Origin of the sequence: Polaromonas sp. (assembly GCF_013817205.1) — a bacterium.
Classification (GTDB): Bacteria; Pseudomonadota; Gammaproteobacteria; order Burkholderiales; family Burkholderiaceae_C; genus Polaromonas.
This window is the reverse complement of the sequence record NZ_JACDDD010000030.1, coordinates 23,884-39,677: the sequence shown is the minus strand read 5'-3', so window position 1 is coordinate 39,677 and position 15,794 is coordinate 23,884. Positions and strand designations below refer to the sequence as shown.

The 15,794-nt window shown below is 61.8% G+C and carries 12 protein-coding genes and 2 pseudogenes; all 14 read right to left on the bottom strand.

All coding sequences use genetic code 11. The features are described from left to right. Nucleotides 1–150: 150 nt before the first annotated feature. Nucleotides 151–1,311, bottom strand: a complete 1,161-nt coding sequence (locus tag H0W47_RS09120) for a Gfo/Idh/MocA family oxidoreductase (RefSeq protein WP_296923440.1) — start codon at nt 1,309–1,311, stop codon at nt 151–153. Nucleotides 1,312–1,320: 9 nt separating this feature from the next. Further along, nucleotides 1,321–2,328, bottom strand: coding sequence for a sugar phosphate isomerase/epimerase (locus H0W47_RS09115; RefSeq protein WP_296923437.1), 1,008 nt, complete (start codon nt 2,326–2,328; stop codon nt 1,321–1,323). Between the two features lie 90 nt (nt 2,329–2,418). Continuing rightward, the gene (locus H0W47_RS09110; RefSeq protein ID WP_296923434.1) at nt 2,419–3,387 is read right to left on the bottom strand and encodes a substrate-binding domain-containing protein; all 969 of its coding nucleotides are present in this window, start codon (nt 3,385–3,387) and stop codon (nt 2,419–2,421) included. A gap of 69 nt (nt 3,388–3,456) precedes the next feature. Beyond that, nucleotides 3,457–4,461 carry an ABC transporter permease gene (locus H0W47_RS09105; protein WP_296923432.1) on the bottom strand — a complete coding sequence of 335 codons (1,005 nt, stop codon included), beginning with the start codon at nt 4,459–4,461 and terminating at the stop codon, nt 3,457–3,459. Further along, nucleotides 4,442–5,926 carry a sugar ABC transporter ATP-binding protein gene (locus H0W47_RS09100; protein WP_296923429.1) on the bottom strand — a complete coding sequence of 495 codons (1,485 nt, stop codon included), beginning with the start codon at nt 5,924–5,926 and terminating at the stop codon, nt 4,442–4,444. Before H0W47_RS09100 ends, H0W47_RS09105 begins: the two co-directional genes overlap by 20 nt. Continuing rightward, nucleotides 5,923–7,122 (bottom strand): ROK family protein, encoded by a 1,200-nt coding sequence (locus H0W47_RS09095; protein WP_296923426.1) that lies wholly within the window; start codon nt 7,120–7,122, stop codon nt 5,923–5,925. Before H0W47_RS09095 ends, H0W47_RS09100 begins: the two co-directional genes overlap by 4 nt. Before the next feature lie 150 nt (nt 7,123–7,272). Further along, a complete protein-coding gene (locus tag H0W47_RS09090) occupies nt 7,273–7,416 on the bottom strand; it encodes a hypothetical protein (RefSeq protein ID WP_296923423.1) in 144 nt (47 codons plus the stop codon). 169 nt (nt 7,417–7,585) lie between these two features. Next, nucleotides 7,586–8,257 carry a ligase-associated DNA damage response endonuclease PdeM gene (pdeM, locus tag H0W47_RS09085; protein ID WP_296923420.1) on the bottom strand — a complete coding sequence of 224 codons (672 nt, stop codon included), beginning with the start codon at nt 8,255–8,257 and terminating at the stop codon, nt 7,586–7,588. An 11-nt stretch (nt 8,258–8,268) separates the two neighbouring features. Continuing rightward, a pseudogene (locus H0W47_RS09080) lies at nt 8,269–10,372 on the bottom strand (ligase-associated DNA damage response DEXH box helicase); the annotation flags it as partial. A gap of 147 nt (nt 10,373–10,519) precedes the next feature. After that, nucleotides 10,520–11,067 (bottom strand): annotated as a pseudogene (locus H0W47_RS09075) (DEAD/DEAH box helicase); the annotation flags it as partial. A 249-nt stretch (nt 11,068–11,316) separates the two neighbouring features. Next, the gene (locus H0W47_RS09070; protein ID WP_296923417.1) at nt 11,317–11,742 is read right to left on the bottom strand and encodes a F0F1 ATP synthase subunit epsilon; all 426 of its coding nucleotides are present in this window, start codon (nt 11,740–11,742) and stop codon (nt 11,317–11,319) included. Between the two features lie 3 nt (nt 11,743–11,745). Continuing rightward, on the bottom strand, nt 11,746–13,149 hold the full coding sequence (atpD, locus tag H0W47_RS09065) for a F0F1 ATP synthase subunit beta (RefSeq protein WP_296923413.1): 1,404 nt from the start codon (nt 13,147–13,149) through the stop codon (nt 11,746–11,748). A 40-nt stretch (nt 13,150–13,189) separates the two neighbouring features. Next, entirely contained in the window at nt 13,190–14,056 is an 867-nt protein-coding gene (gene atpG, locus H0W47_RS09060; RefSeq protein WP_296923410.1) for a F0F1 ATP synthase subunit gamma, read from the bottom strand. A gap of 153 nt (nt 14,057–14,209) precedes the next feature. Beyond that, on the bottom strand, nt 14,210–15,763 hold the full coding sequence (gene atpA, locus H0W47_RS09055; protein ID WP_296923407.1) for a F0F1 ATP synthase subunit alpha: 1,554 nt from the start codon (nt 15,761–15,763) through the stop codon (nt 14,210–14,212). Between the last annotated feature and the right edge of the window lie 31 nt (nt 15,764–15,794).

Below are 15,794 nucleotides of genomic sequence, written 5' to 3'. Positions count from 1 at the left end.
ATCCATCGCAAAGTAGCGCAGGATTTGACGCAGTTTTGCTTCACTGAGTTTGGAGCGCCTGAAATACCGGTTTTTCTGAATCACCATAGGAACTTAGCTCACTTGAATGTGAACTTTGCTTCCTAAGCCCCTAATTTAATAGCATGACCCTTAACCAACGTCCGTCCACTTGCACTCACTGTTGGCAGACTCCACCACCTTTTCAATGAAGTGCACGCCTCGCGCGCCTTCGGCCACGCGGGGGTAGTCAGCCGCCAGCGCGTCAGCCGGGCGACCTGTCGCGTGAGCCCGAATATCCGCTGCCACGCCGAGGTAGATGTTTGCGAACGCTTCGATGAACGACTCCGGATGTCCGGCAGGCAGACGGCTCGCTCGGCGGGCGGATTCACAAAGCCAGGGTGAGCCACGCGTCAGAATTTTGCGCGGGCCATCCAACGGTGAGTGCACCAACTGATTGGGATCTTCCTGGCGCCAGCTGATGGTGCCGAGGGTGCCGGAGACTTGCAGACGCAAATCATTCTCCAGACCCGCCGCAACTTGAGACGCGATGATGACGCCGCGCGCACCGTTGCTGTAGCGCAGCAGCAAATGCCCATCGTCATCCAGTTGCCGGCCTTGGCCAAAAGCCGTCAGGTCAGCGCAAATGCTCTCCAGCGTCAGCCCGGTCACCGTGGCGGCCAGGTTTTCGGCGTGCGAGCCGATGTCGCCCATGGTGCCGACCCGCCCACCGCGCGCAGGGTCCATGCGCCAGCCGGCCTGCTTGTTGCCCTGCCCCTCCACCCCAGTGGCCAGCCAGCCCTGGTTGTATTCAACCGTGACCTTGCGTACCTCGCCCAGCACACCGCTGCGCACCAGGTGACGGGCCTCGCGCACCATCGGGTAACCCGTGTAGTTGTAGGTCACGCCGAAGACCGTGCCGCTTTTCGCCACGGCCTGCACCAGTGCGTCGGCTTCTGCACTGCTGTTAACCAGAGGTTTGTCGCACACCACATGAAAGCCTGCTTCAACAAACGCAGCCGCCACCGGGTAGTGCAAATGGTTGGGCGTGACGATACTCACGAAATCAATGCGTTCCTCGGGAGGGCGCTTCAACTCATCGACCAGCAGCGACTGCCAGTCTCCATGGTTGCGACCATCGGCCAGCCCCAGCTCGCGCCCCGAGGCCCTGGCTTTTTCCGGGTCGGAAGACAAGGCACCGGCCACGAAATCAATTTCGCCATCCAGCGCCATGGCCTTGCGGTGCACGGCGCCAATAAAAGCATCGCGCCCGCCACCCACCATCGCGCAACGCAGTTTTCTGTCAAATGTCATGAAGTCCTCTTACGATTTGTCGCGAGCAAATGCGGCGTCAAATGCACCAACAGCCGGTGTGAAATCCAGCCGCTTGCAAAAGGTGGCGCTTTCGGTGGCGCCATGCACACGGTCCATGCGGCTGTCTTCCCATTCGACAGAAAGAGGGCCCTGATAGCTGATGTCGTTCAGCGCCACGATGATGGATTCAAAATCCACGAGGCCGCGCCCCACACTGCGGAAATCCCAGTAACGGCGCGCATCCCCAAAGCTGGTGTGCCCACCAAACACGCCCACCGTGCCGTCGCCGCGACCCCACCAGACGTCTTTCATGTGGACGTTATAAATGCGCTCTTCAAACAGGCGCAGGAAGCGGACATAGTCCACGCCCTGATACGCAAGGTGGCTTGGATCAAAGTTGAACCCAAAGCGCTTGTGCCCTTTCACCGCCTCAATGGCGCGCTGCGCGGAGGCAATGTCAAACGCGATTTCCGTCGGGTGCACTTCCAGCGCAAAGTTGATGTCGTTCTTTTCGAACACATCTAGAATCGGCAAAAAGCGCCCGGCAAAATCGGCAAAGCCTTTGTCCCAATAGGCCTGCGTCGTGGGTGGAAAGGCATATATCGAATGCCAGATGGATGAGCCGGTAAAACCCGTTACGGTGTTCACGCCGAACCGGGCGGCGGCCCTGGCCGTGTCCTTCAGCTCCGCAGCGGCACGCTGTCGCACACCTTCGGGATCACCGTCGCCCCACACGTGCGCCGGCAAAATCGATTGGTGTCTTTCGTCGATCAGGTCGCACACAGCCTGCCCGACCAGATGGTTGCCAATGGCAAAACACTGCAGGCCATGCGACGCCAGCATGTCCCGCTTGTCCTTGATGTATTGGTCGGAGGCCAGTGCCTCCTGCACATTGAAATGGTCGCCCCAGCAGGCCAGCTCCAGCCCGTCATAACCCATGCTTTTGGCAAGCGGCGCCAGCTCCGCAAGCGGGAGATCGGCCCATTGGCCGGTAAACAGGGTGACGGGTCTGGCCATGGGCTTTCCTCAAAAGATCTTGATCAAATATGGAACTGCTCGGGGCTGGCGCAACGCCAGGGCCCCGAGCCTCACACGCTCAGGCCGCGCTTAAAACGGCGAATTCGGGAAGTAGAAGTCTTTGGCGTTTTGCTTGGTGATCAACACCGAAGGAACAATGTTGTTCGCCGCCAGCTTCTGGCCTTTCAGCCGCGCCTCGCCAGTCATCTTGATCGCGTCGTACATGAACTTGGGCGAGTAGGACACGTTGGCCTGAATCAACGGGTCGCTGCCGTCCATCAAGGTTTTGATGGCACCCTTGGCGCCGGCGCCGCCAAACACAATCTTGATGTCCTTACGTTTTGCCTGATCGATGGCTTTGAGCACGCCCACGGCCATGTCGTCATCGGCAGCCCAAACCGCGTCGATCTCCTTGAAACGCGTCAGGAAATCCTGCATGACCTTGAAAGCATCGTCGCGATTCCAGTTGCCGTGCTTGGCGTCCAGCAACTTGATGCCGGGGTGGTTCTTCATCACGGCGTTGAAGGCGTCCATGCGCTCGTTGTCGATGGTGGTCGGGATGCCGCGCAGCGCGACAATATTGCCCTTGCCGCCCAGCGTCTTGGCGATGTGCTCAGCCGGGATTTTGCCGAAGGCGGTGTTGTCGCCGGACACATACGCGTCCTGTGCGCTGGTGTCGGTCAGGCCGCGATCCACCACCGTGACGTAGATGCCCTTGGCTTTGACCTGGGCCACCGGCTTGGTCAGCGCAGCGGACTCGAAGGGGAACACGACCAGCGAGGTGATCTTGCTCACCGTCACCAGGTCTTGCAGCTGGTTGGCTTGTTCGGATGCGTTCGCTGCCGTTTTGACAATGACCTTCATGCCGGGGTTGGCTTTTTCCAGATCTTTCTTGGCTTCGTTGGCCCAGTACACGGCGCCGGCCATGAAGCTGTGCGTAGCGGCTGGCATGGATACGCCCAACACTTCTTTCTTGTCTTTTGCCATAGCGGGTGCGCTCAAGGCCAGCGCGGCTGCACTGATGGCCGAGAGGGCCAGCCTGCGGGTGATTGTTTTCATTTGTCTGTCTCCTTCGATATCGTTAAAAAAATAGCGGCTTGCGCCACCGGCGGGGAACTTGGTAAAAACCTAACGCTTGCCGCGCTGCATGAACGCGACGGCGATGATGACGAAACCCTGCACCGCCGCGTTGAGATAAACGCTGATGATGCTGGTGAGGTTGAGAATGTTGCTGATGACCGAGAGCAGGATCGCGCCGACTACCGTGCCAGTGATGGTGCCCGCGCCGCCTTTGAGCACGGTGCCGCCCACAATCACCGCAGCAATGGCTTCCAGCTCCCACAGCAGACCCGTGGTGGGTGACGCAGAGCCCAGCCGCGGGACATACAGCAGCGTGGCAATACCTACACACACACCCAGGAGCACGTAGGTCAGTATCTTGATGCGGTGCACATCGACCGCGGCGTAGTGCGCCACCTGCTCGTTGGAGCCGATAGCCTGCACGTAACGGCCGTAAGCCGTGCGGTTCAAAATCACACCGCCCGCCAGCGCGACCAGCAGAAAAATCCACACCGGAAACGGCACACCCAGCAGATTGGCGTAATACACCGGGCTGTAGATGTCAGACAGCGCGTTGTCCAGCGTAATGGCGCCCCCGTCAGAAAAGTAAGTGAGGTAGGCACGGAAAATTCCCAGTGTGCCCAGCGTGACGATGAAGGGTTCAATCCGGCCCTTGGTGATCAAGAGGCCATGCGCCAGCCCGAAGGCAGCACCCAACACCACTGAAAGCACCATGCCCGCAGCCACCGCCATGAACGGCGAACCCAGCACGGGCGCCATGGCATTCATGAACAAGATCACCGAGCCGGCAATCAGTGCCGCCATGGAGCCCACAGACAAGTCGATGCCGCCTGAGATGATCACAAAACACATACCTACAGCGAGGATGCCGATGAAGGCCGTGCGGGTCAGCACATTCATCAGGTTGTCGTAAGTGGCGAAGTTTTCATTGAGCAATGTGCCGGCCACACACAACAGCACCAGGCCGACGACGGGCCCAAGGCCATGCAGCGTGCTCCACCAGTGGGCGGCGTGGCGTGGCGCGCGCGGCGTATCAGCGGGTTCCTGTGGCATGGGCAATCAACTCCTCTTCGGTCAGCTTGGCGTCATGCAGGGTGGAGATCAGGCGGCCGGCGCGCATCACAGCAACGCGGTGGCACAGCCCGATCAACTCCATCAACTCGGACGAAATAACAATCACAGCCAGCCCGCGTGAGGCCAGCTGCTGGATCAGGTGATAAATTTCCCGCTTGGCACCAACGTCCACACCGCGGGTCGGTTCGTCCAGCACGACAACCGCGGGCGCGGGGTGCAGCACCTTGGCCAGCGCCAGTTTCTGCTGGTTGCCGCCAGAGAGCGAAGACGCGATAGCGTCCAGTGATCCAGCGCGGATGCCGTAGTCCGCGACGGCCTGCTCCAAAGCCACACGTTCGGCCTGCGGCTTGAGCCATGGCCTGGCGTATCGCTCCAATGCCATCAGCGTGAGGTTTTGCCGCAGGCCAAAGTTGACGTGCAGACCCTTGCCTTTGCGGTCTTCGCTGAGATAGGTCAAGCCCAGTCGCGCTGCGTCGCGCGGACTGCGCAGCGTCACCGCGCGACCCTGCAGCTCGACCTGTCCGGCCTCACGCTCGCGGATGCCTAGCAGGCCTTCAAACAGCTCGGTACGCCCCGCGCCAACCAGACCCGCAAAGCCCAAAATTTCGCCGGGCTGCACCTGAAAACTCACTTGCGTGGCCCAGCCCGGCACCGTCAAACCGGTGACCTTCAAGGCTGGGGCCGCGGAAGAGACCGGGAGCTTGGGCGGAAACAAGTCCGCCAGTTCGCGGCCCACCATCAGGTTGGCCATTTGGCGCCGGCTCAGTGCTGGCGTTGGCTCCCGCGCGACCAGCTTGCCGTCGCGCATGACGATCACCTCGTCCGTGATGCGCTCAACCTCATCAAGTTTGTGCGAGATGTAGATGATGGTGGTGCCCAGCGACTTGAGAGAGGCCATCAACTCAAACAGGCGCTCGGTTTCGCCAGGTGTCAGTGTGGCTGTCGGCTCGTCCATGATGAGCAGTCGCGCATGGCGGGCCAGGGCGCGCGCAATTTCCACCATCTGCTTTTCAGCAACGATCAACTGGCGCACGCGGGTGTCGGGATCGATGTCCAAACCAACCTTGGCCAGGGCCTCGGCTGCCTCGCGACGCATGCGCACATCGTCCAGGAAAAACCCGCGATTGAACTCGTGCCCGAGAAAAATGTTTTGCGCAATGGTCAGGTCTTCGGCGAGGTTGAACTCCTGATGAATCAGCACAATGCCCAGGTCTTCCGCCTGGCGTGATCTGCTGAAGGTGCAGGCTGCGCCATCTACCAGCAACTCACCACCGGTCAGGCTTTCATAACCGGCCAGAATTTTCATGAGAGTGGATTTGCCCGCGCCGTTTTCGCCCAGCAAGCCGTAAATGCGGCCGGGCTGCAGATCCAGGCTCACGCCGTGCAGTACACGCACCGGACCAAATTCCTTGACCGCGTCCCGAAACTCGATGGCGACACTCACCGCAGCACTCCGGAGGCCTTGAGGCTTTCCTGCATGGCCAGCACGCCGGCACCGACCAGGCCAGCATCGTCGGCCAGCGGTGTGTACTGAATCTCCAGCTGGCGTGTGGACAGCGCCAGCGAGCGCTGATAAACGCTTTGCCGAACTGACGCCAAAAACAGCGGCCCCATGCTGGCAATACGCCCCGCGATGAAGACATTGGAGGGGTTGAAAAAGTTAACGACCGAAGCCAGCATCTCGCCCACCAGATTGCCGGCGCGCTGGATGATGGCATTGGCCTCGACATCTCCCGCCCGGCTGGCCTGGGCCACGTCTTCTGCGCTGAGCACGCCCTGGGCCTTCAACCGCTCGGCCAGCAGGGGACTGCGTCCGGTCGTGGCCGCCTCTACCGCCATGCGCGAAATCGCCTGCGCGCCGGCCATGGCCTCCACACAGCCGCGGTTGCCGCAATGGCACAGCGGGCCTGAACGATCCACACAGATATGGCCCACGTCGCCTGCCGAGCCATTGGCTCCGCGGTACACCTCGCCGTGGCACACAATGCCGCAGCCGATGCCGGTGCCGATCTTGATCACCAGGAAATTCTGCAGGCTGCGCTGCAGCCGCCACAGCTCGCCCAACGCCATGAGGTTGACGTCGTTGTCGACAAACACCGGGGCTGCATAGTCCTCACGCAGGTAGTCGCGGATGGAAAAGCCGCCCCAGTCCGGCATCAGCGGCGGGTTGACCAGCTGGCCCCTGTCAAAGTCCACCGGGCCGGGCACACCTATACCGATTGAAATGACCTGACGTGCAGCCAGCCCACAGCGGCTCAGCAGATCGCGCATCAGCACGCGCATACGGGCCAGCACCACGCCCGGCCCCTGGCGCACATCGACAGCTTCCGTGTGGCGGGCCAGCACCGTGAGATCGGGCTTCAGAACGGCCAACTGCATGCTGGTCGCGCCGAGGTCGATGCCGATCAGGACGCCCAGCGACGCGCTGAGCTGCAGGGTTTCGGCGCGACGTCCACCAGAGGAGTCCTGCAAGCCGACTTCGTCCAGCAGGCCCTCGTCCAGCAAAGCGGCGACCATCGCATTGGCTTTGCTTTTGGAGTAATCGAGTCGCTCTGCCAAGGCATGACGCGACGCGCCAGCCGACCAGAAGATAGTAGTCAGCAGATCGAGATCATCCACGCTGCGGTTTTGCCAGCTCACCAAAGCCTTGTCTCCTGTCTTGCACCTTGATCGGTGTTTTTCAGAATGTTAGGCGGGCGACTTCAGCCAAGCAAGACTTAACTTAGACCAATTTCAGGCCTAAGTTAAGTGTTTATTGATGTTTTATGGAGCGATAGGCGCGGGCGCGGCTCAGTGCGACAGCAAGGCACCCAGCACTGCGACTGTGCAAAGAAGCAGCAGCCCGCGCTTTTGGCCCAATGCTGCGCGACCTTCGTAGCTGTGCACGGGGGAGGCGCCATCTTCCCAACTCACGCTGCCCAGAATTCTGTGCATGATGTCGCCTGGTGTTTTTTCGGTTGTCCCTGATGAGAAACATAACGGCCCTCGCCGGCCCTTGTGGTGAGCAGTTGTGACGTCTGCTCCTGTTTTCATAGCTGCTTGCGCCCGTCCGACAAGGGCAGAGGGCCGATTTCTTTATCAAACCAGGCGTGTGAGCCGGAAGTCAGGATTCCGGTAAACGCCACACTGCCTGGCCGCCCACCGGGTAAAGCTGCCGCCCCGGCTCGGGCAGCACCCGCCAGCCGCCCGTGAATTCGCCGAATGCCGGCAGGATGGCGAGGCCCGGCTCCAGGCAGAAACATGGCAGACGCAGGCGGTCGTGACCGCGTCCGCGCAACGACACGGCCGGGTGCAGGTGCCCGGCGATCACGCCATGGCTGGCATGCTGCTGGGGATGGTGGCAGGCGGCAAACGGGCCGATCAGCCACGGCTCGTCGACCACACGCATGCCCAGAGAGACTGGTGGATCGCCGGCGCGGCTGTCGTGGTTGCCGCGCACCAGGATGCATTCCACATCGGGATGCTCAGCGCGCCACTGCGCCAGTGCGCCCAGGATCGAATCGGTGCGTGCATGGGCCGCATGTAAAAAGTCCCCGAGAAACACCAGCTGCACTGGCTGGTAATGCAGCACCAGGGCGCTGATACGTGCCAGGTTCTCGCGGGTGGTGCCGCCCGGCACCGGCTGGCCGAGGGCACGATATGTGGCGGCTTTGCCGAGGTGCAAGTCGGCGATCCACAACACACGCTGCGCCGGCCACCACAAGCCGCGTTCAGGCAAGAGCCAGACGGTCTCGCCGGCGTAACTGACAGCCAGCGGCGGGGCGGGAGTCGGCACCGTCGAATCCATCAAAGTGGAGGCAAGGGCCGCGAGGGCTTGCGCCGTGAAGGGCGCTTGCCTGTGGAGGGTTTCGAAACACCGCCGGCGCCTTCCTGCCCGAAGGCCAGGATCTCACGCACTTGGGCCGCGTCGTGTGAAGTCGCGCTCCCGACGCCCGGCGTCTGGCCCGCAGCTTTTTCCAGCTGCTGCACGATTCGGGCAATGCGGTCGGCCACGCTCTCATTGGAGAGTTGCTCGCGGAAACGCTCAACCATCAACGGAAAGGCAAACGGTGTCGGCCGTGGCAGGTGCTTGAGCACCAGGCGCTGGCTGTTCATGCGCGCCAGGCTGGAACGCAGCCGGCCGATTTCCAGTTCCTGCGCCAGCAACTCCTGCTCGGCCTGCAGCAGCAGCTTGTTGGCCGGGTCATACTTTCTGAAAACTTCCCAGAACAAGGAGGATGAGGCTTGCAGTTGTTTGTTGCTGCGATTTTCGCCAGGATAGCCCTGGAAGATCAGGCCGGAGACGCGGGCGATTTCTCGGAAGCGACGTTGCGCGAGTTCGCTGGCGTTGAGGCTTTGCAGTACCTCGTGCAGCAGTGCAACGCGCCGGCCTTCCTCTGGATCGCCCTGCGCCATCGCGTCCAGCGACTCGGCATCGTGCCCAACCTGCAGCAGCTGCGGCAGCAGGACCGGCCAGTCCACCTGCTGCGCGCAAAGCAGCTCAAAGCCGTAGTCGTTGACCGCGATCGAAAAAGTACGCGGTGCTTGCTGCGCCACGCGCCAGGCGAGCAGGCTGGCCAAGCCCAGGTGCACATGTCGGCCGGCGAAGGGATAGAGAAAAAGATGCCAGCCCTCGCGTGTTTTGAGCAGCTCGGCCAACAGGGTCTGCGGCGTCGGCAGGGCCGACCACTGTTGCTGGATCTCCAACAAGGGCCGCACACGCTGCAGTTCCGGCGTTTCGTAGCGGCCCTCGCCGGCGAGCGCCAGTTGCTGCACCACGGCGTCGGCCAGCGTGGTCGACAGCGGCATGCGCCCGCCGTTCCAGCGCGGCACCGCGTGGCGCTTGCTGGTGGCACGGCGCACCCAGGCCGTCATCTCGCGAATGCGCACCATCTCCAGCAGGCGGCCGCCGAAAAGAAAACAATCACCGGGTTTCAAACGCGCCGCAAAACTTTCTTCCACGCTGCCGATACGCGCGCCGCCCAGGTATTGCACCGTTATGCTGGCATCACTGACGATGGTGCCGATGTTCATGCGATGGCGCCGAGCCAGCCGGGCATCGGGCACGCGCCAGACGCCCTCTTCGTCCGGTACGGCGCGGCGATAGTCCGGATAGGCCGCCAGCGACGGGCCGCCCTGGCGCACAAAGGACAGGCACCAGTCCCAGGTCTCGCGCGACAACTGGGCGTAGGCCGCCGTGCTGCGCACTTCGGCGTAGAGTTCTTCGGGCACAAAACCGCCGCCCAGGGCTACCGTCACTAGGTGCTGTATCAGCACGTCCAGCGGCTGCTCGGGTGAGGTCCTGGCCTCTATGTGCCCGGCGGCTATCGCAGCGCGCGCAGCGGCACCCTCTACCATCTCGATGCTGTGCGTCGGGACCAACGTCAGGCGCGACGGCCGCCCCGGCGCATGGCCGGAGCGTCCAGCGCGCTGCAGCAGGCGCGCTACGCCCTTGGGCGAGCCAATCTGCAGCACGCGCTCCACCGGCAGGAAGTCCACACCCAGGTCCAGGCTGGAGGTACAGACCACTGCGCGCAGCTGGCCATTTTTCAGGCCAAGTTCCACCCACTCCCTCACACCACGATCCAGTGATCCATGGTGCAGCGCAATCAGGCCAGCCCATTCGGGTTTGGCCCCGAGCAGCGCCTGGTACCAGATCTCGGATTGCGAACGCGTATTGGTGAAGACCAGCGTCGTGGCGCTACCTTCGATCAGCAACGACCTGCGGAAACATGGTCAGGCCCAGATGGCCGCCCCAGGGGAAACGCTCGCTGCTTGCCGGCAACAGGGAATCGATGACGAGTTTTTTCGGTACCTGGCCTTGCACCAATGTGCCACCCGGATGACCAAGCAAGGTGTGCATGGCTTCCTCGAGATTGCCAAGCGTGGCCGACATGCCCCAGATCACGAGATTTGCCCCCACGCTTGTCGCTTCGCGAGCCTTCGGCGGTGCGCTGCCCCTTTCACAAGACAACGGGACCGCTGCGCCTGCGGCCCGGCGACGCCGGTTCCGCGGCCCCGGCGGGCCTGAAGTCAAAGCTTCCTCGCTGTTCCATGTCCTCAGCCTCGCCAGCGCAAGTTGCACCTGCACACCGCGCTTGTTACCCAGCAGCTCATGCCATTCATCTACCACCACCATGCGCACCGTGCTGAAGACCTCTCTTGCATCCGCGCGCGACAGCAGCGCCGTCAGGCTTTCGGGCGTGGTGACCAAGATGGTCGGGAGGCGGCGCGCCTGGGCGCTGCGCTCACCGCTCGCGGTATCGCCGGTGCGGGCGCCCAGGGTCCAGGCGGGCGCCCCGGGCAGGCCCCTGCCAGCGCCTCCAGTGGCGCCGGCAGGGCCCGCACCGTGTCAGCCGCCAGTGCACGCATCGGGGTAAGCCACAGCACTGTCAGCGGTGGCGCCGCAGAACCTGATTTTGCAGAACGCCGGAACGCGAATGCCTGCAAGGCGGCCAGCCAGACCGCGTAGGTTTTTCCGGCACCAGTGGTCGCGTGCAGCAGACCGGACTCGCCTTTGTGTACGGCCTTCCACACATCACGCTGAAAGGCAAACGGCCTCCAGCCACGGCCCGTAAACCAGCCTAGCAAGGCCTTTTTAACCATCGCCGGCGTGTGGGTTTTGGAGCTGGCGTTCGATGCCGCAGCGGGTGTGCTCATGACGCGGTGTGCTCTTTGAGGCCGGGACACTTCATGCTCACATCCTAGCGCCGCTTCTGCGCGGCGGTATCGCCTGGCGCGGCTATCGGCGTGTCAGCAGGAACCGACAGCGCGGCGCCCACAGGTCTGCATGCAGCAGCACCATGAAAAAAGCCCCTGGCGTGCGGCAGGGGCTTTGTCGGGGCATGTGCCGCCTTACTTTTTCTGGCGGTATTTGCGTAGCGCCGCAATCTGCGCGGCCATCACGGCCAGCTCGGACTGGGCCATGGCGATGTCGATGTCGGTCTTGGCATTTTTCAGGGCTTCTTCGGCAGCGGCCTTGGCTTCTGAAGCCTTGGCCTCGTCGAGGTCCTTGCCGCGGATGGCGGTGTCGCTGAGCACAGTCACGCAGTTGGGCTGCACTTCGAGCACGCCACCGGCAACGAAAACAAACTCTTCCGTGCCGTCGGCTTTTTCAATCCGCACTGCGCCCGGTTTGATGCGGGTGATCAGCGGGGTGTGGCGCGGGTAGATTCCCAGCTCGCCGGCTTCGCCGGGCAAAGCCACGAATTTGGCCTCGCCGGAGAAGATGGACTCCTCGGCACTGACAACATCGACGTGGATGGTGTGTGTGGTGTCCATGACTTAGACCTTCTTGGCCTTCTCGAAAGCTTCGTCGATCGTGCCAACCATGTAGAAGGCCTGCTCTGGCAGGTGATCGCACTCGCCGGCCACAATCATCTTGAAGCCGCGAATGGTCTCAGCCAGGCTGACGTACTTGCCCGGAGAGCCGGTAAACACTTCAGCAACGTGGAAAGGCTGACTCAGAAAGCGCTGGATCTTGCGGGCGCGGGCCACGGCCAGCTTGTCTTCAGGGGCCAGTTCGTCCATGCCCAGAATCGCAATGATGTCGCGCAGCTCTTTGTAGCGCTGCAGCGTGCCCTGCACGGCGCGGGCCGTGTTGTAGTGGTCTTCGCCAACAACAGCTGGCGACAGCTGGCGGCTGGTGGAGTCCAGCGGATCGACCGCAGGGTAGATACCCAGCGAAGCGATGTCACGCGACAGCACCACGGTGGAATCCAGGTGGGCAAAGGTGGTGGCTGGCGATGGATCGGTCAAGTCATCGGCAGGCACATAAACGGCCTGGATGGAAGTGATAGAGCCCACCTTGGTGGAAGTAATACGCTCTTGCAGACGGCCCATTTCTTCGGCCAGCGTAGGCTGGTAACCCACGGCGGAAGGCATACGGCCCAGCAGCGCCGACACCTCGGTACCGGCCAAGGTGTAGCGGTAGATGTTGTCCACGAAGAACAGCACGTCACGGCCTTCGTCACGGAAAGACTCGGCGATCGTCAGGCCGGTCAGCGCCACGCGCAGACGGTTGCCTGGGGGCTCGTTCATCTGGCCGTAGACCATGGCCACTTTGGATTCTTCGAGCTTCTCCAGATTCACAACACCAGAGTCGGCCATCTCGTGATAAAAATCATTGCCTTCGCGGGTACGCTCGCCCACACCGGCAAACACCGACAGACCCGAGTGCGCCTTGGCGATGTTGTTGATCAGCTCCATCATGTTCACGGTCTTGCCGACGCCGGCGCCGCCGAACAGGCCCACCTTGCCGCCTTTGGCAAACGGGCACACCAGGTCAATCACCTTGATGCCGGTTTCCAGCAGTTCCTGCGATGGGCTCAACTCGTCATAAGCCGGGGCTTTGCGGTGAATAGGAGCCGTCAGGGTCTGGTCAACGGGGCCACGCTCGTCGATCGGCGCGCCCAGCACGTCCATGATGCGGCCCAGCGTGGCTTTGCCCACGGGAACCGTGATGTTGGCGCCGGTGTTGTACACCATGTTGCCGCGGCGCAGGCCGTCGGAAGTGCCCAGTGCGATGGTACGCACGATGCCGTCACCGAGCTGCTGCTGCACTTCAAGGGTCAGCGCGGAGCCTTCCATCTTGAGCGCGTCGTAAATCTTGGGCATCTGGTCGCGCGCGAATTCAACGTCCACCACCGCGCCGATACACTGAACAATCTTGCCTTGAGCTTGAGCCATGACTGGATCCTTTTCCGTTCTTTAAATCTTGAATCGCGGTTTAAACCGCTGCGGCACCGGCAACGATTTCCGAAAGTTCTTTCGTGATCGCCGCCTGACGCGTCTTGTTGTAAACCAGCTTGAGTTCGCCAATCACGCTGCCGGCATTGTCCGTGGCGGCCTTCATGGCCACCATGCGCGCCGACTGCTCGGAAGCCATGTTTTCAGCCACGGCCTGGTAAACCAGCGCCTCGACGTAACGCAGCAGCAGGTCGTCAATCACGGTCTGCGCATCAGGTTCGTAGATGTAGTCCCAGCCGTGCTGGTCCTTGTCGGCCTGCATGCTTTCGGCTGTCAGAGGCAGCAGCTGCTCGACCACTGGCTCCTGGCGCATCGTGTTGACAAACTTGGTGTAGCACAGGTACACCGCCTTGATCTTGCCTTCGCTGTACGCGTCGAGCAGCACCTTGACGGGGCCGATCAGCTTGTCCAGATGCGGCTTGTCGCCAAGCTGCGTGACATGCGAGATTACCTTGGCGCCCACCCGGTTGAGAAAGCTCAAGCCCTTGTTGCCGATGGCCACGGCCTGCGCATCATCTCCCGCTGCCTGCAATTCCTTGAGCTTGGCGGTCACAGCGCGCAGCACATTGGTATTGAGGCCGCCGCACAGACCCTTGTCGGTCGTCACCACGATGAAACCCGTCGTTTTGGTGTCGTTGGACTCCATAAACGCATGGGTGTACTCTGGATTGGCCTGGGACAGGTTGGCCGCAATGTTGCGGATCTTGTCGCTGTAAGGACGGGCAGCACGCATCCGTTCCTGCGCCTTGCGCATCTTGGAGGCCGCCACCATTTCCATGGCTTTGGTGATCTTCTTGGTGTTTTCCACCGATTTGATCTTGCCGCGTATCTCTTTACCTGCTGCCATCTAAATGACCCCCACGGTTGCTCACTTCGTGTAGCGCCCTGCCCCCCGAGGGGGCCGCTGCGCCTGCGGCCCGGCTAAGCCGGTTCCGCGGCCCCTGCTTGAAGGGCCCCGTCCTCAGGATTGATGCTGCACTCATAGTTCAGTTCAGCTGGTTCAAGCAAACGACTTCTTGAACTCGCCCACAGCCGTGTTCAGTTCCGCCTCGGCGTCCTTGTCCATGGCCTTGTTGGCTTCCAGCTTGGCCATCAGCGCAGCGTTCTTGTCCTTGAGGTAGCTATGCAAGCCGGACTCGAAAGCCAGAACTTTCTTGACGTCGATGTCGTCCATGAAACCCTTGTTCACTGCGAACAGCGTGGCGGCCATGTTGGAGATCGACAGCGGCGAATACTGGGCCTGCTTGAGCAATTCGGTCACGCGTGCACCGCGATCCAGCTGCTTGCGGGTGGCCTCGTCCAGGTCGGAAGCGAACTGCGCGAACGCAGCCAGTTCACGGTACTGGGCCAGGTCGGTACGGATACCGCCGGAGAGGTTCTTGATCAGCTTGGTCTGGGCTGCGCCACCGACGCGCGACACCGAGATACCGGCGTTGATCGCGGGGCGGATACCGGCGTTGAACAGGCTGGTTTCCAGGAAAATCTGGCCGTCGGTGATCGAGATCACATTGGTCGGTACGAAAGCGGACACGTCGCCGGCTTGCGTTTCGATGATGGGCAGTGCCGTCAGCGAACCAGTCTTGCCTTTAACTGCACCCTTGGTAAAGTCTTCAACGTATTTTTCGTTAACGCGAGCTGCGCGTTCGAGCAGACGGCTGTGAAGATAAAACACATCGCCGGGATAGGCTTCGCGGCCTGGCGGGCGGCGCAACAGCAGCGAAACCTGGCGGTAAGCCACGGCTTGTTTGGACAGATCGTCATAAACAATCAGCGCGTCTTCGCCGCGGTCGCGAAAGTATTCGCCCATGGTGCAGCCGGAGTAGGCGCTGACATACTGCATGGCGGCCGACTCGGAAGCCGATGCAGCCACCACAATCGTGTAGTCCATGGCGCCGGCTTGCTCCAGCGAACGGACCACGTTTTTGATCGACGAGGCTTTCTGGCCAATCGCGACATAAACGCAGGAAACGCCCTTGCCCTTCTGGTTGATGATGGCGTCGATGGCCACGGCGGTCTTGCCGGTCTGGCGGTCGCCGATGATCAGCTCGCGCTGGCCGCGGCCGACGGGCACCATGGAGTCGATGGACTTCAGGCCAGTCTGCAGGGGCTGGTCCACCGATTTACGCGCGATCACGCCCGGCGCAACTTTTTCGATCACGTCGGTCATCTTGGCGTTGATCGGACCCTTGCCGTCGATAGGCTGGCCCAGTGCGTTGACCACGCGGCCCAACAACTCGGGGCCGACCGGCACTTCCAGAATGCGGCCCGTGCACTTGACGGTGTCGCCTTCGGCAATGTGCTCGTACTCGCCCAGAATCACGGAACCGACGGAGTCGCGCTCCAGGTTCAGTGCCAAGCCGTAAGTCGGCGTGCCGTCGGCGGTGGCCGGGAATTCAAGCATCTCGCCCTGCATCACATCGGACAGGCCGTGGATACGCACGATACCGTCGGTCACCGACACAACGGTACCCTGGTTGCGGATGTCGCTGCTGGCGGTCAGGCCCTCGATGCGGCTTTTGATCAGTTCAGAAATTTCTGCGGGATTGAGTTGCATGACTCTTTCCTTCTTTCTTCAGTTATGGGCT

What these genes read in the sequence shown, in the direction of transcription:
- H0W47_RS09120 (WP_296923440.1), bottom strand. Translation starts at nt 1,311, where the DNA reads ATGACATTTGACAGAAAACTGCGTTGCGCGATGGTGGGTGGCGGGCGC.
- H0W47_RS09115 (WP_296923437.1), bottom strand. Translation starts at nt 2,328, where the DNA reads ATGGCCAGACCCGTCACCCTGTTTACCGGCCAATGGGCCGATCTCCCG.
- H0W47_RS09110 (WP_296923434.1), bottom strand. Translation starts at nt 3,387, where the DNA reads ATGAAAACAATCACCCGCAGGCTGGCCCTCTCGGCCATCAGTGCAGCC.
- H0W47_RS09105 (WP_296923432.1), bottom strand. Translation starts at nt 4,461, where the DNA reads ATGCCACAGGAACCCGCTGATACGCCGCGCGCGCCACGCCACGCCGCC.
- H0W47_RS09090 (WP_296923423.1), bottom strand. Translation starts at nt 7,416, where the DNA reads ATGCACAGAATTCTGGGCAGCGTGAGTTGGGAAGATGGCGCCTCCCCC.
- H0W47_RS09070 (WP_296923417.1), bottom strand. Translation starts at nt 11,742, where the DNA reads ATGGACACCACACACACCATCCACGTCGATGTTGTCAGTGCCGAGGAG.
- atpD (WP_296923413.1), bottom strand. Translation starts at nt 13,149, where the DNA reads ATGGCTCAAGCTCAAGGCAAGATTGTTCAGTGTATCGGCGCGGTGGTG.
- atpG (WP_296923410.1), bottom strand. Translation starts at nt 14,056, where the DNA reads ATGGCAGCAGGTAAAGAGATACGCGGCAAGATCAAATCGGTGGAAAAC.
- atpA (WP_296923407.1), bottom strand. Translation starts at nt 15,763, where the DNA reads ATGCAACTCAATCCCGCAGAAATTTCTGAACTGATCAAAAGCCGCATC.